This is a genomic window from Mesorhizobium ventifaucium (assembly GCF_935822925.1).
In the GTDB taxonomy this organism is placed as follows: Bacteria; Pseudomonadota; Alphaproteobacteria; order Rhizobiales; family Rhizobiaceae; genus Mesorhizobium; species Mesorhizobium ventifaucium.
Genome location: NZ_CAKXZS010000004.1, coordinates 28501 through 51692 on the forward strand (window position 1 = coordinate 28501; position 23192 = coordinate 51692).

Sequence of the window (23192 nt, forward strand, 5' to 3'; positions counted from 1 at the left end):
CGCGCTGTTCTGGTCGGTGGCCGCGCGTGCCGCCGCGGAGGAGGTCCGCTACTATCCCGTTCCGGAGGGCGCCGGCCCGCACGATGTCGCTCCGGCGCCGGATGGCTCCGTATGGTACACCGCCCAGGGACAGGGCGCGCTTGGGCGGCTCGATCCTGATACAGGCGCCGTCGAGCAAATCACCCTCGGCGACGGCTCGGCGCCGCACAGCGTGATCGTCGGTCCCGACGGCGCCGCCTGGGTGACCGACGGCGGCCTCAACGCCATCGTCCGCGTCGATCCCGAAACGGAAGCGGTGAAGGCCTTTCCGCTCCCCGAGGGGTACGGCTACGCTAACCTCAACACCGGTTCCTTCGACAAGGACGGGAGGCTCTGGTTCACCGGGCAGGAGGGCATCTACGGCAGGCTCGATCCGGCGAGCGGCAAGGTCGACGTCTGGAACGCCCCGCGCGGTCGCGGCCCCTACGGGATCACGACCACGCCGTCCGGTGAGGTCTACTACGCCTCGCTGGCCGGCAACCATATCGCCAGGATCGATGTTTCGATCGGCGAGGCTTCCCCGATCGACCCGCCGACCGCGGATCAGGGCGCCCGCCGCGTCTGGTCGGATTCCAAAGGCCGCATCTGGGTCAGCGAATGGAACTCCGGCCAGGTTAGACTAGCGTGTTCGATCCGGCAGCAAATGATTGGCGCAGCTGGAAGCTGCCCGGAGACGAGCCACAGGCCTATGCCGTCTATGTCGATGAACGCGACAAGGTCTGGCTCACCGATTTCAGCGCGAACGCCATCGTCCGCTTCGACCCGAAAACGCAGACCTTCGCGAGCTTCCCGTCCGACCGCGACAACGCCAACGTGCGCCAGCTCAACGGGCGCTCCGGCGAGGTATGGGGCGCGGAGTCCGGTACCGACCGCCTTGTCTTGATCGAGACCGAAACGGGCAAATAAAGCAAAAGAGGTCGAGGCAGCGACGAAGGGCAATTGCGCGAGGAGACCGCGTGCATCGACTGTCCTTTGACATCGCGTAGGGAGATGCCGCTCTACACGAAGAGAAAATCGCTGTTCGAGATGCTTGCAACGAGGACACCGTTTAGTGAAAGCATGTCACTGGTGGAGAAGACGACCAGCGTGTCGCTCCCGACCTGCCGGAGTTCGCTGTAGTTTTGGTATCCTGAAATCTCCAGGAGATCATCGCCGGAAAGGTCGAAGTCGGTGATGGTGTCGTGGCCATGGCCGGGGGCGAAGACGAAGCTGTCGTTTCCCGTTCCACCGGTGAGGATATCGGTGCCAAGACCACCGACGAGCCGGTCCGACCCGCCTCGGCCGTCCAGCCGATCTGCGCCGCCGAGGCCTTCGAGCGTGTTCGCTGCGCCGTTGCCGACCATCGCGTTGGCGAGCTCGTTGCCTTTTGCCGCCAGATTGGCAGCCGACCTCAGGAAGAGGTTTTCGACGTTTTCGGCCAGGGTCCAGTTTGTATAGGCGTGCGTCTCGTCAAAGCCGCCATTGGTCTCTTCGATGGTTTTGTCACCGGCATTGTCGACATAGTAGACGTCATTACCCGTGCCGCCAACAAGCGTGTCGGCGCCCGCTTTTCCGTCCAAGATGTCGCTGCCGTCCATTCCATAAATGACGTCAGCACCGGAACTGCCGGTAAGCGTATTGTCGCCGTCGTCTCCTACGATTGACCCCGGCGGCGGCTCATCGAGTGGATCGGTCCAGACGAAATCCGAACTGCTCAACGAGGCGCTGGTCACGTCTTTCAGGAGAACGGTGTCAGTGTCGGAGAAGACGACCAGCGTGTCGCTCCCGACCTGCCGGAGTTCGCTAAAATTTTGGTATCCTGAAATCTCCAGGAGATCGTCGCCGGAAAGGTCGAAGTCGGTGACGGTGTCGTGGCCATGGCCGGCGGCGAAGACGAAGCTGTCGTTTCCCGTTCCACCGATGAGGATATCGGCGCCGAGGCCACCGACGAGCCGGTCCGACCCGCCCCGGCCGTCCAGCCGATCGGCGCCGCCGAGGCCTTCGAGCGTGTTCGCTGCGCCGTTGCCCACCATGGTGTTGGCGAGCCCGTTGCCTTTTGCCGCCAGATTGGCAGCCGACCTCAGGAAGAGGTTTTCGACGTTTTCGGCCAGGGTCCAGTTTATATAAGCATGCGTCTCGTCGAAGCCGCCATTGATCTCTTCGATGGTTTTGTCACCTGCATTGTCGACATAGTAGACGTCATTACCCGTGCCGCCGACAAGCGTGTCGGCGCCGACTCCGCCGATGAGTTGGTCGGAGCCGCCGCGGCCCTCCAGCAAATCATCGCCAGCCAGCCCATCCAGCAAATTGGCTCCCTCGTTTCCGCCGAGTTGGTCGGCAAAGGCAGAGCCTGTAAGATTTTCAATGCTGGTGAAGGTATCGCGGTCGCTTCCGATACCGGTCCCGTCCAGGCCGAGATGTTGTTCCAAGGCGTCGATCCAATGTGAGGCGATTTTTGCATAGCCCCCGGCAGTCGGATGCAGCCCGCTGTCAAGCGGCGGCGCGGTGATGTCATCTGGTGTCAGATCACGCATGTCGACAAAGATGACCTTATGCCCCTGGGCGGCCAGTTCGGAGATCAGACCGGGCATTGCATCGTTATACGCATCGACACGGTCTGCCCGCGCTTGCGACTGTTGGCCGACGCGAACGGGAGGCAAGGATCCGACGAAGACGGTCAAGGCGGGATCGCTGGAGGTCAGGCTGAGCAACAGGGTGCGCAGATCCTGCAGCATCGTTGGCACGCTATCGGTCGAGCTGTCATTTGTTCCGGCGATCAGCAGCACGGCGTCGGGTTTCGTAGCTGCAACGACATCGTTGTCGATGCCGTTCAGTTGATTGAGCGTCCAGTTGCGGTGACCCTCGTGATCCCGATCGCCCATGCTGGCGGGTCCATTGGACGAGGAACCGATAAAGTCGATCTTCACATTGAGTGCGCTCAACTGTTCCAGCATAAACTTCCGATATCCGCCGCTTTCGGTATCGGAAGAGCTCGCGATTACTCCATATGTAATGGAATCGCCCAGCGGCAGTATCTTCAGCAACTTGTAAGCATGGCCGGAAGCCAAATCGGCGATGACTCCACGCGACGCAGCGCCGTAACTCACGGCGTCCTTGCCGGCTCCGCCGACGAAAGCGTCTGGACGGCTGCTATCATAGAACACCGTCATAGTGTTTTCTCCACCTGGCAAAGCTTCTCGCGGGCATCACCGCCTAGGCCGCGCAGCAGAAAGGCTCGAGATCGTCACAGTTGATCGGCCAGTCGAAACCGATGCCGCAGGCCTTTCAGCCTGAAGTCGTTAGACAAAGTCAATGTTGCAACGCACTCTCAAGTATTGCAGCGCAACATTTGCTACCATCTTAGGTGGTTATGCAACATTTTTTTAACTTGCATCTGGCGCGACACGGGGCACGGTGGCGCTGGCCGGGCGACCACCGTTGCTGTTGTGTGCGCAAACTGTGAGGAATTGGCCATTTAACCTCGACATTTATCGATAATTGGCCGCAATTCCGCGCGCGCTGGGCCAAGGCATCTTGAAACGCCGTCGTTGCCTGTATGGTTAAGTTGTAGTACGCTGCCTTGTTGCAGTGCAGCAATATGGTGGCGAGATGGCTCATCCGGTCACCGGAAAGGTGAGCACCGAATACCGAAGCGGTGACGCGAAAATTCCGGAAGATGGGAGAAGCATGGGATGAGCATCGGAGCGGGCAGCGCCCGGCGTTGGTCGTCAGTCGGCATCGAGCGTTCACCGGTTGAGCGTTATTTCCTTTCAGCCCTTCTTTTTTTCCCGTTCCTGTGCGGGGTCGTTCCGATCCTGTTGTACGAGAAGGCGGCATCCCGCGTGGCGTGGCATGATCCTGGCCTCGCCACGGTAAGTGCCATCGGGTTGGCTCTACTTTGCTGCCTTTTTGCATTCGTGCGCTATCCCGCCGAGGCGCGGGCTGCGCGAATTATCGTCGTCGGCCTGGCGATAACGCTGGGCCTCTTCAGCTTCGGGCTTGGAGACGAACTCGGCATTGCCGACGCAGCTCGCGCCGACGCGTTGGGAAATGTACTCATCTATTCTCGCCTGATCGCCCTTGCGGCCGCGCTTCTTTCTATCCTGCGGCCATCCTTTGCCATTTTTCCGATGGTCTATTACGGCTTCCACAAGGATGTCACGCGGGCAGTCTCCGGTGCTGCGGAACTGGGCCGCAACGACTATGCGCCCTTGATTGAGGTCGGTCTCTTCCTGGCCTGTGGCCTGTTGGGCCTCGGCCTGCTGCAGAGATTGAGCCGGCTGAAGCCCTTCACCAGAAACTTGCCCAACCCCCACGAAATCGGAACCAGGAATTTGGCGGCCCAGGCCGCCGGCATATTGTTGCTGGCCGGGATCGGCGCCCATTTTGGCAACTACTTCATGTCCGGCATGGCCAAGGTCACGCTTGACGGAGGGCCGATGAGCTGGATCCTCGAGAACCCGACCAGTTCCATAATGCTAGCCGGGTACAGTTTAGGCGCGGCCCCGTTGGGCTTTTCCGAATCGCTGCTCGCACTTGCTTATGAAGCAGTCAGGGCGGTCCAGATTCCGATGAATGTCGTTATCCTTGCTGCGCAGCTTCTATGCTTTCTTGCCTTTTTGCGCCGGCGATGGCTCATCGGACTGACCGCGTTCTTCGATATCATGCATATCGGGATCTTCCTGCTGAGTGGCGCTCTTTTTCTGCACTGGATCATCTTGAACAGTCTGATCGTCGCGGCTCTGACGAGAATGAAGGAAAATTCGTTTTCCACAATTGCCGTCGTAACCGGGATTGTTGTCACCATATTCGGCCACGCGGTCTTTTATAACGCGCGGCTCGGCTGGTACGATTCAAGGCAAATCCGGCAAGCATATTTCGAGGCGCTGACGAAAGAAGGTGACTGGGTGCGGGTCGCACCGAGCTTTTTCCGCGACGCTTCCTATCTGCTCTATGCTCGTCACTTCGGCTATCAGGAATATCGTCGTGAATCCGGCCACGTTCCGACCTCAGCTTGGGGCCAGATCGGGATCAGGCAGGTGCAGCCAAATTCGTCGGACATTGCCTCGTCCAACTATGAGGTCATGAAGCTTACCAAAGAGTGCGCCTATCCAGTCGAACTGCCAATCACGCCGCCTGACTACGATGCGGCCCGCCCGGCGCCGTTTATTCTTGGCCAGCACAATCGCGCCGCGAACTTGGCGAGCTCGGCTGTTGCGGTCGGTTACAACTTCTATCCACACCATCATTATTCCATGCCGTTCCTGCACCGCGCTTTTGAGGCGTTGGAGCCTCGCGACATCGTCGCGTATCGATACCTGGTCGATACCGTCTGCCTCGATGTCGCAGACGGCAAGGTCGTGCGGCGGGTCATGACTCAGACATTGGGGCCCAGGATCGATGTCCGCCAGTGACAGCACCAGTTTCCACGCTCGCAATCCTTGCCCCTGACGCTGGTCCAAAATTGCCACGGAAGTTGAAATTATTCCCTAAAGCGCGTCGCGTTGGACCCGCCTCATGCGACGCGCTTTAGATTGTTGTTTCAATGCATGTCGCTATCGCAAAAACCGCTGCACACTTTTGCGCGACATGCATTAGGCAGCCCGTCATAATAAGGCCGGCGGCGGCAGTACCAGCATGTCTCGAGGAGGAGATAAAATGCGGCTCAACAGGCCTTTTTTTACGGATAAGATTTCATCGGCGCTTTCTGCCGCAGCAGAGAGGAAACGGCGTCGACGTCAGACCATCCTGATATGTGCAGCTGTGGCGGCCGGTTCCGCGATCGCAGGTTTTTCGGCACAAGGCGCCGAAAGCGGAGCTTGGATCACCACTTGGGCCGCCACACCTGCTCCGCGCTGGTCGGATGATCTTCCTGCGCCTTTCGGAGTGCCGGAGGTGCTGGAGAACCAGACCGTCCGCCAGGTTGCCCGCATCAGTGTTGGCGGCAATAGCGTGCGGGTAGTGCTGTCGAATGCTTTCGGCGACAAGCCGCTGACCATCGGCGCCGGCAGCGTCGCAATAGCAGGCAAGGACGGCGAGGTCGACCAGGCGACCCTGAAGCCCATGACCTGGGGCGGCAAGAGTTCTGTGGTCGTTCCGCCGGGTGCTCCGATCCTCAGCGACCCCGTCGCGCTCTCGGCAGAAGCGCTTTCCGAAATCTCGGTCAGCATCTTCCTGCCGAGGAAGACGGCGCTGTCGTCGGTGCATTGGGATGGTGTGCAAACCGCCTACATCTCCGGCCAGGGCAATTTCACGAACGAGGCGGCGTTCAAGGCTGACAGCACACTCAAATCGCGCCTTTTCTGAGCGATATATGGGTTGATGCCGCGCCGGAATCGCAGGCGGTCGTGTTTTTCGGGGATTCCATCACGGATGGGAATTGCTCGACCCCCGACGCCAATAGTCGCTGGCCGGACCATATTGCCAAGCGATTGCAGGAGACCGCCCGCAAGGTCGCGGTGGTCAACGAAGCTTTTTCGGGCAATCGCGTGTTGACCGACGGTATGGGTGTCAATGCTCTGGCGCGTTTCGATTCTGATATACTGAGCCATCCCAAAGTCGCGACCGTTGTCGTGATGATGGGCATCAACGACATCGGCTGGCCCGGCGAAAATGCAATTACGCCGGACGACCAGCAACCGACCGCCGAAGACATCATCACCGGATACAAACAGCTCATCGACCGCGCGCACGCCCATGGCATACGCATTGTAGGCGCGACGTTGACCCCCTTCGCCGAAACCTTCAAAGGACTTCCCACCGAGGGTTACTACACACCCGAGAAGGAAAAGATCCGCGTCGCGGTGAACGAATGGATCCGCAACGGCGGCGGCTTCGATGGCGTGATCGACTTCGACAAGGTGATGGAAGACCCGGCCAAGCCGGGGTATCTGCGCGACGACTACGACTGCGGCGATAACCTCCATCCCAACGACGCGGGATACAAGGCAATGGCAGACGCGGTCGATCTCGACGTCCTGTTGGGTCCAGCTAAGTAGTCGCCTGTCGCTGCCGACCTTGCTGAAAGCGTCTCGTCGACCTGCAGGCCGATAGCCGGAACGTCGACACCGAGATCGCCGAAAAGCTCGCGGCGCACGCCATCGGCGAGCGTCGCGAATTCGGGTTCCGGGACCGAGCGTCCGAGTTCGGTTCCGAAGCGTACGACGATGCGGGATGAAGAAGGCAGTGCTGCGATGAGCATTGATGAAAGCGACGCCGGTTTTCCCTGTTGTTCGGTCATGGCGGTCTGGCCGATGTCCCTGAGCTCGGATTCCCGGGCGGTGCGGCGATTGATGGCAAAGGCGCCCGCGCCGAAGCAGGCGCCAAGGATCAGGAGCACAAGGGACGGAAAGCCCGGCACTACGGCAAGGCCGACCATGATCACCGCGGCGAGTGCGAGCGCACGGGGGTCGCGCAGTAGCTGGCTGGTTATTTGCTGGCCAAGGTCGCTCGTGCCGTCCGAGCTGCCGACGCGCGTCACCATCGTGCCGGCGGCCACGGCGACGAGCAGTGCCGGTATCTGCGCGACCAGCCCGTCACCCACCGTGAGCAGTGAGTAGGTCACGGCGGCGTCCCCTAGCGACATATCGTGCTGCAGCGTTCCGATCGCGAAACCGCCGATCAGGTTGACCAGAATGATGACAATGCCGGCGATGACGTCGCCCTTGACGAATTTCATGGCGCCATCCATCGCGCCGAACAGCTGGCTCTCACGCTCAAGCTGCTGGCGCAGCCGGCGTGCCTCCGCCTGATCGATGTCGCCGTTGCGCAACTCCGCATCGATGCTCATCTGCTTGCCGGGCAGCGCGTCGAGCGTGAAGCGCGCGGCAACCTCGGCAACGCGTTCCGCACCCCGCGCAACGACTATGAACTGAGCAACGGTGATGATCAGGAAGATGACGAGGCCCACGGCAATACTGCCGCCGACGACGAAAGTACCGAAGGCGGAAACGATCTCGCCTGCGTCGGCCTGGAGCAGGATCAGTCGCGTGGTCGTGATCGTGATCGCCAGCCGGAACAAGGTGGCGATGAGGATGACCGATGGCAGCGACGAGAACTGGAGCGGATGAGAAACGTAAAACGAAGCCAGCAGGATAAGCACGCTGACGGCGATATTGGCGGTGATGAGAATGTCGACGAGAAAGGTCGGCAATGGGATGAGCATCATTACCACTGCAACGAGCATCAGGATGGCAATGACCAGATCGCTGCGGCGTGACAGCTTGGCAAGGAAGTGCAGAAGGCGCTCCGATATCGTCATTCGGCGGCTCGATGCGATAGGAAGCTCCGCAAGGCATTGTGCGCCTCGGCCCTGCGGCCAGCCACAAGCAACGCGCGGCTCTTCAGCAACGCCAGCGTCGGGTGGTCCATTCCCTCCAGCGTCTCCAGCCTGGCAATCGTGGCAAGCGCCTTGTCCGCTTCGCCATCGAGTATGAGCAGATGCGCCAGCGTGCGCAGAACGCCGGCATTTCCCGGCGACAGCTGCGCCGCGATAAGCAGGTAGGCCGCGCCCCGCTTTGCCTGCCCGTGACAGCCGTAGAGATAGCCCAGGACATGCAGCAGATGCACTGTGTCACGCGGATCGGTCAGGTTTCGATTCCTTCCTGTATCCGGGCAAGCAGATCGCGGTGACGCTCGATTTCATCCTCCATCAGCGTTCTGGCAAGTGTCTTGAGTTGCTCGCCGCCCTCAAGATCGGGAACCAGATGCGCTACAAAATGCTGTAGAATGGCTACCGAGCGACGCAGGATGGCTGGCTCGGGAATAGCGGGCATGACGAAGTTGATGAGCGCCTCGTCGAGCGAATCGCCAGCCATACCCCGTGAGGACTGGAATTCCGCGGCTTCTGGCTTTTGCGTGCCGCCGGCCGATGTCGTCCCCTGAGCCCGGCTTGCGGCCTTGTCGACGCCATTCATCCGCCGACGGTTGATTGCCTGACCATGCACGCCTTCCGCCTGCCGCACCTCCCGGCCGGTTGTATCAATCCTTGCCGTATCGAAGCGCGGCCCTTCAAGCCGGCGGTTCACAGATATTTCAGCGCGACCGTGGCGCCGCCCTTGGTCAGGAGAAGTTCCGTCTCGCCAATGCGCTTGACGGTCCAGCCGTCATTGGTGAATGCGCCTTCATGATAGCGTGCGCCGTCGGTGGCGATGACATAGGGCCGCTCGCCATACCAGATCGCCTGCAGTCTCAGGCGCGGAGCCTGCTCGGCGTTGCCGATCATGACATTGGAGGCGAGGGGGATGTGCGCGCCGAACGCCTGGTCGAACCAGGATTGCGTTTCGGTCCAGGCGCCATTCTTGTCATTGGCGATCATACCCGAGACCACGAGCCGGCCAGGTGCTTGCTGAACGGTCAATGTGCTGATGCCAGATTGCTCGAGGCGCAGCTTGAGCTGGCGTTCCAAGTCGGCGGGGCTGGGTACTTGTGTCGGCGATGAATCGTCCAGAACACTCTGCCCGGCCTCGCCGGCGAGGGCCACCGTGATCGATTTATCGACTTGAGCGGATAGCTTGTTGCCATTGTCGGGCTCGGCGAAAGAGAACCCATTGGCGGCGACGGAAACAGCGAAGACGGCAAAGAGAACGCTGCCTGCAACCAGGAGGGGGCGATTGGAAACAGACCAGCGATTCGGCGGGCGTTCCGGGTTGACCAACTGGATATGGGCATCGCCGATGCTTATCGTCAGCGGCAGCTTGCAGCGGCTGCCTTGGCCTTCACGGATGATCTCGCCGGTGGCGAGCGTGACATCGCCGCCGACGGCTTCGATTTCAATCTGGCTGCCCTTGCGCCGCAACCTTGCGTGGACCGGAGCGATGCCGGCGTCTCTGAGAACAACGTCCGACTCCGTGCTGGAGCCGACCGTATACAGAGGCGCGACCAGGCTGAGTTGGGCGCCGGCATGAAATCCGTGCGTGACGCTGAGCGCAACAGAATGTCGCGATGCCGGGGTGCGGGCCGCCGCATCCTGATATTTGCCGATAGCCCAATCTTTGCCGATCATGCCACTTCATCTCCCGCCGATGACAATTCAGACGCAGCCCGACAACGGCATCGAAAGCCGTGGACGTGCGCCGCCGGGTGCTTGCGGCGGCGCATGGTTTCGAGAATCCCGCCTTAGGCCTTCTCAGCCGACTGGCCGAGCGTCTTGGCGGTGCTCATCAGCATGTCATGTTGGGACTTCGCGATCTCTTTTGTGATCTCGAGGCCAAACATGCGCTCCTGATGCTTGATCATCTTGTCCAGGTTCTGTTCCGGTGACCCGGAAGCGCCGGATGGGAGGGGTAGCAGCCATCATTGTCTCCTTGACCATTCAGGTTACAAACTCCGGAATCACCTTCAAGGCGTTCCGGCAGGTTGCGAAACCAGCTTAAGGCAGCATGACCGAGATTGAAAGTCCACTTGGAATATTTGAACCAGTTCAGTTCCAACTGTTGCATTGCCACCATTGGAGGAGTAACTTGCCATCGGGGGAAATGGGGTATGGCAGAATGGAACAAGGTCCTTTGGCGGAGCTGTTGGTCGAACGGTTCGAGAATATGCCGCCGCAGCTGCGAGTCGCGGCGCGTTTCGTGCTCGACCATCCCAAGGATGTCGCACTGATGTCGATGCGCGAGCAGGCGCACCAGGCCGGCGTTTCGCACAGCACGATGATGCGGTTGGCGCGATGGCTTGGCCTTGAAGGCTATGAGGACATGCGCAGCCTCTATGCTCGCGCGCTGCGTGACACGGTCGCTAGTGAGCCGGCGCGACGGGGTGCCGACCAGGGTGGCGATGCGGGATATTCGACTGCAGGGGTTGTCGCCGACACGCTCGCGGCGCAGGTCTCAAGTCTGGGTGAGTACGGCAATGCCTTGCAATTCATCGCCGCCGCGGACCTGCTTGCACGATCGCGCAATCTGTTTGGCCTCGGCTCGCGCTCCTTCTATCCGGTCGCCAACCACTTCGTTCACATCATGTCGTTTCTGGCCGGCGGCGACCGCAAGGTGACGCTTGTCGGCGAGATGGGCGGACATGGTCTGGATGCCTTGCAGGGCGCGGGACGTGGTGATGTGCTGCTTGCTGTGGGCATGTCGCCTTATGAACGCACGACGATCGAGGTGGCGCGCCAGTCGGCCAGGCAAGGTGTCGGCGTGGTGGCAATCACCGATAGCAGCGTGTCGCCGCTGGCCCGGATCGCGCGGGAGACCATCATCGTTACGGCAAATTCGCAGTCGTTCTTCCGCAGCATGGCGCCGGCGTTCGCCGCCGTCGAGATTCTGGCGGCACTGACGGCGGCGCAGTCTGAAGTGAATGCTGTAGAACGAGTAAGACAGTCGGAAGAGCAACTCGCTGCTTTCGGCATTTATTGGAAGCCGCCCCGCTAGGCACAGGGCTTCCACTGTCCGGCGCGGGGGCGTTGACGGCAGGCAGACTGCCTGAACCAGGACTGGACTGGCCGGAGGTTGTTTGATGATCCGCCCGATTAACACCGTCAAGCCGCCGCCGCCCAGGGTCGATCCAAAGGCCCATGCCGAGCAGACTACGCGGCTGCAGGCGGAAGCCACGAAATTGCAAAATGAAATCCGGCTCGCCAAAAGGATGGGCGAGGCCGACGCGGCCGCGGGCGCCCGCCAGCGGCTGACGCAGGTCAATGCGGAACTGACGACGGCGCAGCCGACTGCCCCGGCGGCGCAGCCGACTCCCCCGGCGCAGCCAGGACCGGAGCTGCCTGCCGCGGTCACCGTGGCTAACGGCAATGGCGGCGCCACAGCCGCGCCGGCGCTTTTCACGGTCCAGGATCTCGGCGGCGGCGTCGTTTCGCCGGAAGTCAAGGCGCTGGAAGTCAAGACGCCGGACGTCAAGGCGCTAGAAGTCAAGGCGAACGACGTTCTGAGAGCGATCGATGGTGGCAAAAGCATCGACAACATCGCCGCCGAGCAGGGCCTGGCTCCCGAGGATGTGGTGGCGGCTCTGAATGCCGGCGGCATGACGGCGGTAGCGACCGAGCATGCCAACGGCGACACCCGCACGGTGGTGATTACCGCCGGAGACCGCACGATCACCGAAACCAGGATTATCATCACGGCGGCTACTACACCCAAGAGACCGGCCCCGACATGCAGGCGACCTCATTGCCGATCCGTGACGATCTCGGCCGCAAGGAAACCACCAGTGTCGACGCGCAGACCGGCGCGATCACGACCACACTCGTGGACGATCTCGGCGACGGCGCTGTCACCGAACGCACGACCAATCCCCAGACCCGTGAAACCACAACCACCGAAACGAGTGGTAACGGCGCCGTCACCGTCACCAGCAACCTGCCGAATGGGTCGACCGTGCAGACGGTGACGCCCGCCGGCGGCCCCGCATTGCCGGTAACCACGGTTACGGCTCCGGACGGCGAGGTAACCACCCTGGCGCAATCGCAGACGGCGGACGGCTCGGGCGTGGCGGCGATCGAGGAACAGCTTGCCGCCGGCAAAAGCATTGACGAGATCGCCGAGGCGAGCAATCTCACGCCGGAGCAGGTGATCGCCGAAATGAACGCCGCCGGCCTCGAGGTGACGCAGGGCGGTGACCTTGGCGAGACCCTGCAGATCGTCGTCACCGATCCGAATACCGGCAGGACCGCCACCTACAACAACGACTACCAACATGGTTCGCGCTCGGCGACGACCACCGAGGGAAGCACCGAGACGACCAGCATGGTCGACGGCAACGGCGTGACCACGCAGACCGAGCGCAACACCGAAACCGGCGAGCAGACCACGACCATCGTCGACCCCGTCAACAACACCGAGACGAAGATCGTCGTGGACAAGGATGGCCGACGCACCGAAACCATCGTCGAGACGCTGAGCGACGGCGAGCCGATCGAGTACGAGGTCAAGCCGGGCGACAATCTGAGCGACATCGCCGAGGCCAACGGCGTGACGCTGGACGATCTCGCCGAAAGCAATCCGGAACTGTTCACCACGCCGCGCGACCCCGACCTTATTCATCCAGGCGAGACGGTGGTGATCGACGGTGCCACCAGGACCACCGTCAATGTAACGTTCAACGGCTACACGATGACCACTCGCCGGACGGCAAGATCACGCTGACCAACGCCGCGACCGGCGCCGTCACCGACATCGCCGCCGGCACCGCGCAACAGGCATTGGCCGAGCTGCTGCTCGACATCAACCCGAACAGCAGTGACCCGCAACAGGCCAAGGAAGACCAGATAGTCAAGACGGCGCTGGATGGCATGTTCGGCGGGGCGACGCCGGAGCTGACCGCGGATGCGCTCGAAAAACAGCAGGCCGTGATCGCTGCGATGGAAGCCTATGGGGGGCCGACCCCGCCACGCCGCAGCTCGAGGGCACGCCGACCTCGGTCGGCCCGTTCGGCGAACCGCCGTCAGCCACCGCGCCATCAGGCGGCAAATGGGTGCCGCTGATGGTGGACGGGAATTGGCAATGGTACGATCCGGAGGTGGCCAAGGCGATCGCAGCCGAGAACGTCGCTGTATCGCGCCTCGGCGAGGCGCAGGCAAATTCCGTGCAAAGCGAGGCGCAGCTCGACGTCTACGCACTGGATCCCGCCTACAAGGAGGCCATGGAAGCCGCCGAAGCCACGCTCGACGACACATTGGCGCCTTATGGACTGGAGTTGAAGCCGTCCGAACCCAAGGGTACGCTGGCCGAAGCGCAGGAACGGCTGAGCCTCGCCAACAGCGCGCTCGAAGATGCCGTCTCGGCCAGCGCCGAGTACCAGGCAGGTCAGCAGAGCCTTCTCGACGCCATCGCCAAGCAGGTCGACCTGCCGGCGATCAGCGATCCCAGCCAGGCGGCCGTCCGTAGCCCTGACGGGCCTAGCGCGGAGGAAGCAAACCAGGACGCCAAGGCCGAGCATGCCGAAGTCGCCCAGCTGCTTATCGACTCGGCGCTGCGCACCGCCAATGGCAACAAGGCCACCGTCGATCAGCTGGTCGCCTCGACCGAGCTCGAGTTGAAGCTGACCGATGCCAAGCCCGGAACCGCCGAATACACGGCCATCGAAGAGCGGCTTCAAGGTCTGCAGACGCTCCAGGGGGCCGCGGCCAATCAGGTGACATTGGCCGAGGCATATCAGGAGTATGGGATTGCGCAGAAGGCGGCGGCGGATCTTGCCGTGACCATGGAGCCTCTCAAGCAGGAACTGCTTGCGCAGGCGCGGGAACGAAACCCGCACCATTTCGACTGGGAAGGTTTTACCAACGGCCGCGGCGAGTTTACCGGCAAGATCCTGTCACAAGACATCGTCGACGAGAGCGGCCAGCTCTACGTCGTGACCGTCTATGAGAACGCCACGTTCACCGATGAGAACGGCCCGGCGAGCTGACCCGTCAGAGGACGGACATCATCGACCTGTGGCAGGATGATTTTGCCGCTTTCGCGCTCGGCAGTTCGCTGACCGTCGAAGCTGCACTTGCCGAAAAGAAACTGAGCCGCATCGGCTGCGGCAAGGCCTCACCCAAGTTCCGAACCAGGATCAAGACGTGTCGCGTAGGACCGTTTGGTGGCGAAATGGTCGTCTCGATGCGTCCGATAGGCCGTTGCGATGTCGACAGGGTTCGCGCCCTCACCGCACGCTTCCCGCATGCCCACGGCTCTCCCGTCCATGTCGGAGATCCCATAGTCATCGGAATAGCCGACTTGATGGCTCCCGATTGGGGCGATGCGGTTAAAATCATGGACGGGGAGGTCCCCGTATTCTGGGCCAGCAGCATCACCGCGCAGGATGCACTTGCTCGTGCCGAACTGGCGACCTCAATCACGGTTTCGCCGGGGCACATGCTGATCACCGATGTCGATGCACGAGCCGATGCGGGCGCTCTCAAGGTCTATTAGCAGTTCATCTGGCTTCAGGCCGGCCCACGACGTGTTAAGCTTTTGCTAACTCTCCTAAGTCGAAAACCAAGACGTGCTGGCTCCTTTTGCCCTTGATTGATGTTAGGGCTGCTATCCAGCGAGACGAAGGAGAAAAGACCGCGATGGCCACGGTTCTGAACGCCAAGGGCGTTCCACTTCCCTACAGCGGCTCCTCCGTAAAGTGGTATTCGGCGACGAATTCCGGCCCGACACTTTATGGCAGCACATACAACGACTCGATGTATGGGGACGCTAACGTCACCGTCACAATGCGTGGCGGCAAGGGCGACGACATTTATTACCTGTACTCCGCGAAAAACAAGGCGGTCGAGCTGTCCGGCGAAGGGGTGGACACCATCTCGACCTGGATGAGCTACAAGCTCCCAGCCAATTTCGAGAATCTGACGGTCACGGGCGACAAACGCTATGCTTTCGGAAACGAACTGAACAACATCGTTACCGGCGGCTCCGGCCAACAGACGCTCGACGGCTTACAGGGCGATGACGTGCTCAAGGGCGGATCCGGGGCGGACATTTTCGTCGTCAACCCCGGCAATGGCAGTGATCTGATCCTGGACCTTGGCGCGACGGATATGGTTCGCGTCGGAAGCTACGGCTTCACCTCCTTCGAGGAGGTTCGCGTCAACATGGTCCAGTCGGGAGCCAACGTCCGACTTAATCTGTCCGACGACGAGTTTCTCGTCTTCGCCAACAAGACCATCGGCGATTTCACCGCAAGCCAGTTCAAGCTGGCCGTGGACAGGTCGGCTCTGGAACTCACCTTTTCGGACGAGTTCGACACGCTGGACCTGTGGAACGGCTCGAGCGGCACCTGGGATTCGAACTACTGGTGGGGGGCCGCGAACGGCAGCACGCTCACGAGCAACAACGATCTTCAATGGTACATCGATACCGACTACGCCCCGACACGTTCCGTCAATCCGTTCAGCATTGAGGACGGTGTTCTCACCATTACCGCCGCCCGGGCTCCTGAGGCGATCCGTCCCTACATAAATAACTACCAATACACGTCAGGTTTGTTGACGACCTACGAATCCTTCGCGCAGACCTACGGCTATTTTGAAATTCGGGCCGACATGCCCGAAACGCAAGGTGCATGGCCGGCCTTCTGGCTTCTCCCGGCGGACGGCTCCTGGCCGCCGGAACTGGACGTCATAGAGATGTTCGGTCAGGATCCAAACAAGCTCATCTTGACAGGCCACTCGAACGCGACGGGAACTCATACAACAGTAGGCTCGACGGCCTACGCCTCGGATACCAGAGGGTTCCACACATATGGCGTGCTTTGGACAGAAGACGAACTCGTCTGGTATTTCGACGACGTCGAAGTCGCTCGTGCCGCAACGCCTGCCGACATGCATGACCCGATGTATATGCTGGTGAATATGGGGATTGGTGGCCAAGCGGGAGCGCCCGCCGACGGGCTTGCGACGCCTGCGGAAATGCAGATCGACTACATCCATGCCTATGCGTTGCAAGATTGGATTATCTAACATTTGACAGATAGGCTCGGCACCGACACGATCGTCATCAGGCCTGATTTCGGGCGCGGTTATTGCCGCCTGAGACCGAACTGGAACTGATGTGAAGGCGATGTCGCATCCCATTCCACCTGAACCGCCGCGGACGACACTTGCGGCGGTTCTGGCCGCGTTTCGGCGAGCGTTGGCGGGAATTGCATTGATGAGCGGCGTCGTCAATGTTCTGGCGCTGACCGGCTCGTTTTTCATGCTGCAGGTCTACGATCGCGTCATACCTGGCCGCAGCGTGCCGACGCTCGTCGGGCTCGCCGTGTTTGCCGGCACACTTTTCGTCTTTCAGGGCGTTCTTGAACTCATCCGGTCGCGTTTGCTGGTGCGTATCGGAATGGCGCTGGACGCGCGCTTGAGCGGACAGGTCTATGCCGCCCTCATGCGTTTGCCGCTGCGCACCAAACTCGCAGGCGACGGCCTTCAATCCTTGCGCGATCTTGACCAGGTGCGATCGTTCATGTCGAGCGCCGGTCCGACCGCGCTTTTCGACCTGCCGTGGATGCCGCTCTACCTCGCAATCTGCTTCCTGTTCCATTTCTGGATCGGCATGACGGCGCTGGCCGGGGTGGTCATTCTCTTCAGCCTGGCATTGCTTGCCGAAATTCGCACGAGAGAGCCCGCCAGAAAGGCAAACAGTCAAGCGGCAGCGCGCAATACACTTGCCGAAGCGACGCGCCGCAATGTCGAGGTTCTGCAGGCCATGGGCTTTGGCTCGCGCATCGCCGAGCGCTGGTCAGGGATCAATGCCGGCTATCTCGACACCAATGCAAGAGCGAGCGACCTTGCCGGGACTCTCGCAACGATCGCGAAGATCCTGCGCATGATGCTGCAATCAGGCATATTGGCGATCGGCGCTTATCTGGTCATCCATCAGGAGGCGACCGGCGGCATCATGATCGCCAGTTCGATCATGATGAGCCGGGCGCTCGCACCGATCGAACTGGCTATCGCCCACTGGAAGGGCTTCGTCACCGCCCGCCAGGCCTGGACCCGGCTGACCCAGCTTCTGGTCCTGCTTCCCGAAACTGCGATAAGTGTCTCGCTGCCTGCGCCGAGATCTGCTCTTTCGGTCGAAAGCATCAGCGTTACGCCGCCAGGCGAGCGTCGTTTGGTCGTGCAGGACGCCACCTTTGCACTGGAAAAGGGCGTCGGCCTCGGCATCGTCGGACCAAGCGCTTCGGGAAAATCATCGCTGGTTCGGGCAATTGCCGGCATATGGCTCCCGATCCGCGGAACCGTCAGGCTGGATGGCGCAACGCTCGACCAGTGGTCGCCGGAAGAGCTGGGCAGCCATGTCGGCTATCTGCCGCAGGATGTGCAACTGTTCGACGGCACCATTGCCGAGAACATTGCGCGCTTCGAATCGCAGGCGCCCTCGGACAAGATACTGACGGCTGCGCGCGCGGCCGGCGTTCATGATCTGGTCATCCACCTGCCGGAGGGCTACGAGACGCGCATCGGCGAGGCCGGGTCGGCGCTTTCGGCGGGCCAGAGGCAGCGGGTGGCGCTTGCCCGGGCTCTCTACGGAGACCCGTTTCTGGTCATTCTCGACGAGCCTAACTCCAACCTCGATGCGGAAGGCGAGGCCGCGTTGACGGTGGCGATCCAGGGTGTTCGCGCTCGGGGCGGTATTGCCATCGTGGTCGCACACCGGCCGAGCGCGCTGGCCAGCCTGGATCAGGTTCTTGTGATGGCGAACGGCAGGATCCAGGCCTTTGGCCCGAAGAATGAGATCCTGAACAAGATCACCCGCCCAGCAGGCGTTCCCCTGAAGGTCGTTTCCGGGCCTGAGGAGTCGGCATCCTGATGGCGCAACGCACGATGTTCGCAGCCGATCGCACTATTCGACGCTATCTGCTTGGCGGTGTCGCGACCTGCATCCTGCTGGTTGGCGGGGCGGGGAGTTTGGCCGCCGTCACCGAGCTTTCCGGAGCCGTCATCGCTTCGGGAAAGCTGGTCGTCGATTCCAGCGTCAAGAAAGTGCAGCATCCAACCGGTGGCGTGGTCGGTCAAATCCTCGTTCGAGAAGGCGATGCGGTAAAGGCGGGCCAGGTTTTGATCCGCCTGGATGAGACCATCACCCGGGCCAATCTGGCGATCGTCACCAAGAGCCTGGACGAATTCGAGGCGCGCCTGGCTCGCCTTGAGGCCGAACGCGACGGCAAAGCAAGCATCAGCTTTCCAGTTTCGCTTGTGTCACGCCAGGATGCCCCCGAGATTGGGCGGGCGATGGCCGGCGAGCAATCTCTGTTCGAATTTCGCCGACAGGCGCGCTCCGGTCAGAAGGCTCAGTTGGCAGAGCGCATTGCGCAGCTTGCCGAAGAAGTTTCCGGCTTGACCGAGCAAAGAGATGCCAAGAGCCAGGAAATCAAGTTGATCGGCTTTGAGCTCGAAGGCATGCGTAGCCTGTGGCAACGTAAGCTGGTTTCAATCGATCGCATTACTGCGCTTGAACGCGATGCCGTGCGGCTCAAAGGTGAGCACGGTCAACTGACTGCGGCAATTGCGCAATCAAAGGGTCGTACCTCCGAAATCCGTTTGCAGATCATCCAGATCGACCAGGATTTGCGCAGCGAAGTGGCGAGCGAACTGCGTGACGTCCAGGCAAAGATCTCCGAATCCGTCGAGCGCAAGGTTTCGGCCGAAGATCAGCTCAAACGGATCGATATACGCAGTCCGCAGAACGGTGTCGTTCATCAGCTTGGCGTGCACACGGTCGGTGGCGTCATTTCTCCGGGCGAGCTCATCATGCTGATTGTCCCGGTGACAGACGACCTGACCGTCGAGGCGCGTGTGGCTCCGCAAGACATCGATCAATTGACGCCAGGACAAGGCGCGACCCTGAGGCTGTCGGCATTCAATCAGCAAACGACGCCGGAACTGAATGGTGCCGTCAGCAAGATTTCCGCCGATCTCAATGTCGATGAGAAAACAGGCACCGGCTTTTACACCGTTAATGTTGTTTTACCTCGCACAGAGCTTAGCCGGCTCAAGGGCGTGGCCCTGGCGCCAGGCATGCCTGTCGAGGTGTTCTTTTCGACCGGCAACCGCACCATGCTGTCCTATCTCGTGAAACCTTTGGCGGATCAGATTCAGCGAGCTTTCAGGGAGGAGTAGGCTCTCTCGGCGAGCCGACGAGCTGAATTCCGGAACAAGGACGCGATTCTGCCGTTTCGCCTGAAACTGGAAGCGGTCCCACATGTCCGAGTTGACGAATGAAGAGATCGAGGGGCGGCTCAATGCCCAGCGCGAGACTCTGGCGCTGGTCGTCGCGCTGCTTGCCGGCCTCGAGGCGACTTCCGAGCGAATATGGGCCGAACTGGAAGCCCGTTTTCAATTCCAGAACAATCAGGAAGACCCGAGCCCGATGAGTGCGACGCTGCACCAGGTTCGCATCGCTGCGGAGTGGCCGGGCCACGACGCCACGCCATGACGCCGGCTGGTTACGAAAGGATGCCTGGAACAATGGCTCCAGTAGCAATTTTCCATTCGGACTCCGGAAACATTCGGACTCCGGAAACATTTTTGGCATGCTGGTGTTAACTCACTGGGCGGGGCGCGAGGCGCTTCCTTCTCTTTGAGGCAATGATGAGCTTCGATAAGACATTGCAGATCGCCCACATCCGGCTGAATGGGACTGCGGCTAACCGTGACCGGCAGGTTGCCCGGTTGAAGTCCAGGCGGCCTGGCGAACAGGCCTGAGCTGTGGCGAGTAACGGCACGACCCTTCCGACGGTTCTTATCACCGGCAGCAGTGGCTTCCTGGGGCAGGCGATCGCGCGAGGCTTGATTGACCGCTACCGCGTCATCGGCCTCGACGTCGCAAAACCGAAGCATGCCCCCGCCGGCATGGAGACGATCGAGATCGATCTCACCTCCGATGAGGGCGTGAGCAGGGCTGTGCAGGCGGCACGGGAGCGCAGCGGCGGCCGAATCGCTTCGGTCGTTCATCTTGCCGCCTATTATGACACGACCGGCGAGGACAACCCGAAATATGACGCCGTCACCGTGCAGGGCACGCGCCGGCTCCTGAAGGCGCTGACGGCGGTCGAGACCGAGCAGTTCGTGTTCTCCAGCACGCTTCTCGTCCATGCGCCAAGCCCGGGGAAGGGTGCGAAAATCAATGAGGGCTCGCCGCTTGACCCGGCCTGGGCATACCCAAAATCGAAGGCCGAAACCGAGGCGCTGATTTCGAGGGAGCGCGGCCAGATCAAGACGGTGATCCTGCGGCTCGCCGGCGTCTATGACGAAGACTGCCGGGCGGCCTTTATTGCCCAGCAGATCGCCCGCATCTTCGAGCGCTTGCCGACCGCTTATCTGTTCGCCGGCGATATCACCGCCGGCCAGCCCTATCTGCACAAGGACGATCTCGTCGATGCGGTGGTGCGCACCGTCGACCGGCGCGCCGAACTTCCGGCCGAGACCGTGCTTTTGATCGGCGAAGAAGACACACCGTCATACGAGGAGATGCAGAAACGCATCGGCCGGCTTATCCATGGCGAGGACTGGCGGACCCTGGCGCTGCCGAAGCAACTGACGAAGCTGGGCGCCTGGGTGCAGACGGAGGTACTCGACCAGGACACCGACATCAAACCGTGGATGATCGAGAACTCGGACGATCATTACGAGATCGACATCTCGCGGGCCAAAACCCTGCTGGGCTGGGCGCCCAGACACCATCTGCTGGACACATTGCCGGAGATGATCCGCCGGCTGAAACAGGACCCCACGGACTGGTACGCGGCCAACAAGCTCGATCCGCCCGTTGTCGCGGCTTCGGACCCCGAGATCGAGCAGGCCGAAAGGCGCCTCAAGGGACCGCTCGAGCGAAGCAAGGAAGACGTCGAAGCGGCGATAAAACGGCATCGGTCGAGGACGCTCTGGGCGCCGATGACCAACGCTGCGCTCGGACTATGGCTGGTCACTTCGCCGATGACAGTTGGACTGTTCGATCCCGTCACAGCCGTAATGCCACCCGCTCTGGGGCATGCTGTCGCGGAGCCGCAATTGCGCAATGCAGGCCTCGGCGTCAGCGAGATCGTTTCCGGCCTGCTGGTGACGGTCTTTGCGTTGATGGGCATGTCCCGACGCTGGCGCTGGGTGCAGTGGATCACGGCGTCGCTCGGAGTTTGGGTGATGCTGGCGCCGTTGCTGTTTTGGACGACCAGCGCCGCCGCCTATGCCATCGACGCGCTCGTCGGCATGCTGATCGTCGCCTTTGCGGTGATGATCCCGCCGACCCCTGGCATCAGCCGCCGCGCGCTGGCGGCCGACGACGACATTCCGCTGGGCTGGACCTATTCGCCATCGACCTTCACCCAGCGGATACCGATCGTGGCGCTGGCCTTCGTCGGCCTGTTCGTCTCGCGCTATCTCGCCGCCTTCCAGATGGGCCACGCGGATGGGCTGTGGGATCCGTTTTTCGGCCCCGGCGGCGCGCCGGTGCGCAACGGCAGCGAAGCGGTGGTGACGTCATGGGTCTCGAAGGGTTTTCCAATCGCCGATGCCGGGCTCGGCGCCTTCGCCTATTGCCTCGATATCCTCGCCGGCGCGATCGGCGACCGCCGGCGCTGGCGCACCATGCCGTGGATGGTGCTCCTCTTCGGCTTGCTGATCATTCCGCTTGGCGCGGTCAGCGTCTTCTTCATCATCATCCAGCCACCGCTGATTGGCGCACTGTGCACGTTCTGCATTCTCCAGGCCGCCGTCACGGTGGTGCTGATCCCTTACTCCGTCGATGAGGTGCTGGCGACCATCCAGTATCTCTGGGGCGCCACGAGGGCGGGCGAGCCGTTCTGGCGTACCTTCTGGATGGGCGGACCGGCGCTGTCGGAGAACCAGACGCCTGGGGCCGACCTCGACCGTCCGGTTTTCGAGGTGCTGAAGGAATTTGTCACCGGCGGCGTCAACTTCCCCTGGACGCTGGTCGCGAGCACGCTGCTCGGCGCCTTGCTGATGACGACGCCATTGCTCTTCGGCACGCAGCCACCGCTTTACTTCAGCGATCATGTCGTCGGCTGTCTCATTATCATGGTCGCAGTCACGGCCATGGCCGAAGTGGTCCGGCCGGTGCGCTTCCTCAATGTCGTGCTTGGTGCCTGGATCGCGGTGTCCCCCTTCGTGCTTGCCGGCGGTGAAACCCTGGCGACCGTGGCGGACGTTGCGATCGGTCTGGCGCTGATCGTGCTCAGCCTGCCGCGCGGCACGCGCAGCGACCAGCATTACGGCGGTTGGGATCGAGCGATTGTCTGAGGAACAACTTCAGCGCCTGGCGATCCGGGCCGATATCGTCAGGGGTCCGGTGACGGCCAGTCTGCCGAGGAAGGATGGAACGAAGCTGCAAATCTGCCGTTTGGCCTCATGCCACAACATGTGCCAAAGGCGAGACGCACTTCGCAAGGTTTCGCCCAGCCAGGATTGGGGAGTCGGAGTATAACTAACATGCCAGACGAAATGATTGGCGGAGATCGGATAGCAGCCAATACCGACCACGCCGACGAGCGCAGTCCCGATGGCGGTCAGGGCAGAAAGGACAAGCGACAGGATCAAGCCGTCGCGCCGGACAACCGCCCGCAGGAGGACCCGGCAGAAGGTTCGCGCGACACGGTGGAGCACGAACTGGATAGACACAAAAAATCGGGTTCGGACGCACCTCGCGGCGAGGCGAAGCCGGCGCGTGACGATCTGCAAGAGCAGGTCAAGGAAGAGATCGAGTTGCCTGAACGAGGCTCTGCCTGACGGC

The 23192-nt window shown here is 61.5% G+C and carries 21 protein-coding genes; 16 read left to right on the plus strand and 5 right to left on the minus strand.

The annotated features are described in order from the left end of the window. Positions 1 to 16: 16 nt before the first annotated feature. A complete protein-coding gene (locus tag NMG70_RS03770) occupies positions 17 to 922 on the plus strand; it encodes a Vgb family protein (protein ID WP_367185490.1) in 906 nt (301 codons plus the stop codon). 115 nt (positions 923 to 1037) lie between these two features. On the opposite strand, the gene NMG70_RS03775 is transcribed toward NMG70_RS03770, so the two are convergent. After that, complete coding sequence (locus NMG70_RS03775; protein ID WP_254023287.1) at positions 1038 to 3188, minus strand: GDSL-type esterase/lipase family protein; 2151 nt, start codon at positions 3186 to 3188, stop codon at positions 1038 to 1040. Between the two features lie 522 nt (positions 3189 to 3710). Between NMG70_RS03775 and NMG70_RS03780 the strand changes: the two genes are divergently transcribed. From NMG70_RS03780 to NMG70_RS03790, 3 genes are all read left to right on the plus strand, one after another. Further along, on the plus strand, positions 3711 to 5432 hold the full coding sequence (locus NMG70_RS03780; protein WP_254023288.1) for a hypothetical protein: 1722 nt from the start codon (positions 3711 to 3713) through the stop codon (positions 5430 to 5432). Between the two features lie 481 nt (positions 5433 to 5913). Next, positions 5914 to 6324, plus strand: coding sequence for a hypothetical protein (locus tag NMG70_RS03785; protein ID WP_254023289.1), 411 nt, complete (start codon positions 5914 to 5916; stop codon positions 6322 to 6324). Between the two features lie 41 nt (positions 6325 to 6365). Beyond that, positions 6366 to 7016 carry an SGNH/GDSL hydrolase family protein gene (locus NMG70_RS03790; RefSeq protein WP_254023290.1) on the plus strand — a complete coding sequence of 217 codons (651 nt, stop codon included), beginning with the start codon at positions 6366 to 6368 and terminating at the stop codon, positions 7014 to 7016. Here NMG70_RS03790 and NMG70_RS03795 read toward each other — a convergent pair. Genes NMG70_RS03795 through NMG70_RS03810 form a run of 4 tightly spaced genes read right to left on the minus strand, consistent with a single transcriptional unit; the run spans position 6920 to position 10021 of the window. Next, entirely contained in the window at positions 6920 to 8278 is a 1359-nt protein-coding gene (locus tag NMG70_RS03795; protein ID WP_254023291.1) for a flagellar biosynthesis protein FlhA, read from the minus strand. The two genes, NMG70_RS03790 and NMG70_RS03795, sit on opposite strands and share 97 nt — an antisense overlap. Then, complete coding sequence (locus NMG70_RS03800; RefSeq protein WP_244602868.1) at positions 8275 to 8586, minus strand: tetratricopeptide repeat protein; 312 nt, start codon at positions 8584 to 8586, stop codon at positions 8275 to 8277. The genes NMG70_RS03795 and NMG70_RS03800 overlap by 4 nt, the downstream gene beginning before the upstream one ends. A 17-nt stretch (positions 8587 to 8603) precedes the next feature. Further along, positions 8604 to 9044 (minus strand): hypothetical protein, encoded by a 441-nt coding sequence (locus NMG70_RS03805; RefSeq protein ID WP_254023292.1) that lies wholly within the window; start codon positions 9042 to 9044, stop codon positions 8604 to 8606. After that, positions 9041 to 10021 carry a SctD/MshK family protein gene (locus tag NMG70_RS03810; protein ID WP_254023293.1) on the minus strand — a complete coding sequence of 327 codons (981 nt, stop codon included), beginning with the start codon at positions 10019 to 10021 and terminating at the stop codon, positions 9041 to 9043. Before NMG70_RS03810 ends, NMG70_RS03805 begins: the two co-directional genes overlap by 4 nt. A gap of 59 nt (positions 10022 to 10080) precedes the next feature. On the opposite strand from NMG70_RS03810, the gene NMG70_RS03815 reads away from it, so the two are divergent. From NMG70_RS03815 to NMG70_RS03875, 12 genes are all read left to right on the plus strand, one after another. Then, entirely contained in the window at positions 10081 to 10278 is a 198-nt protein-coding gene (locus NMG70_RS03815) for a hypothetical protein (protein WP_254023294.1), read from the plus strand. Positions 10279 to 10523: 245 nt separating this feature from the next. Next, positions 10524 to 11384 (plus strand): MurR/RpiR family transcriptional regulator, encoded by an 861-nt coding sequence (locus NMG70_RS03820; protein ID WP_254023295.1) that lies wholly within the window; start codon positions 10524 to 10526, stop codon positions 11382 to 11384. A gap of 747 nt (positions 11385 to 12131) precedes the next feature. Continuing rightward, on the plus strand, positions 12132 to 13106 hold the full coding sequence (locus tag NMG70_RS33190; RefSeq protein ID WP_436798348.1) for a LysM peptidoglycan-binding domain-containing protein: 975 nt from the start codon (positions 12132 to 12134) through the stop codon (positions 13104 to 13106). 56 nt (positions 13107 to 13162) lie between these two features. Continuing rightward, positions 13163 to 13444: a hypothetical protein gene (locus NMG70_RS03835; protein ID WP_254023297.1), complete on the plus strand. Its 282-nt coding sequence runs from the start codon at positions 13163 to 13165 to the stop codon at positions 13442 to 13444. After that, positions 13444 to 14367, plus strand: a complete 924-nt coding sequence (locus NMG70_RS03840; protein WP_254023298.1) for a hypothetical protein — start codon at positions 13444 to 13446, stop codon at positions 14365 to 14367. Before NMG70_RS03835 ends, NMG70_RS03840 begins: the two co-directional genes overlap by 1 nt. Positions 14368 to 14393: 26 nt before the next feature. Beyond that, entirely contained in the window at positions 14394 to 14876 is a 483-nt protein-coding gene (locus NMG70_RS03845) for a D-glutamate cyclase family protein (RefSeq protein WP_301555124.1), read from the plus strand. A 143-nt stretch (positions 14877 to 15019) separates the two neighbouring features. Beyond that, complete coding sequence (gene eglC / locus NMG70_RS03850; RefSeq protein ID WP_254023299.1) at positions 15020 to 16411, plus strand: endo-1,3-1,4-beta-glycanase EglC; 1392 nt, start codon at positions 15020 to 15022, stop codon at positions 16409 to 16411. A gap of 100 nt (positions 16412 to 16511) precedes the next feature. After that, positions 16512 to 18257 carry a type I secretion system permease/ATPase gene (locus NMG70_RS03855; RefSeq protein ID WP_254023300.1) on the plus strand — a complete coding sequence of 582 codons (1746 nt, stop codon included), beginning with the start codon at positions 16512 to 16514 and terminating at the stop codon, positions 18255 to 18257. Next, positions 18257 to 19567 (plus strand): HlyD family type I secretion periplasmic adaptor subunit, encoded by a 1311-nt coding sequence (locus tag NMG70_RS03860; RefSeq protein WP_254023301.1) that lies wholly within the window; start codon positions 18257 to 18259, stop codon positions 19565 to 19567. The genes NMG70_RS03855 and NMG70_RS03860 overlap by 1 nt, the downstream gene beginning before the upstream one ends. An 82-nt stretch (positions 19568 to 19649) precedes the next feature. After that, positions 19650 to 19883 (plus strand): hypothetical protein, encoded by a 234-nt coding sequence (locus NMG70_RS03865; protein WP_254023302.1) that lies wholly within the window; start codon positions 19650 to 19652, stop codon positions 19881 to 19883. Positions 19884 to 20155: 272 nt separating this feature from the next. Next, on the plus strand, positions 20156 to 22702 hold the full coding sequence (locus NMG70_RS03870) for an NAD-dependent epimerase/dehydratase family protein (protein WP_254023303.1): 2547 nt from the start codon (positions 20156 to 20158) through the stop codon (positions 22700 to 22702). Positions 22703 to 22891: 189 nt separating this feature from the next. Next, entirely contained in the window at positions 22892 to 23188 is a 297-nt protein-coding gene (locus tag NMG70_RS03875) for a hypothetical protein (RefSeq protein WP_254023304.1), read from the plus strand. The last annotated feature ends 4 nt before the right edge of the window (positions 23189 to 23192 follow it).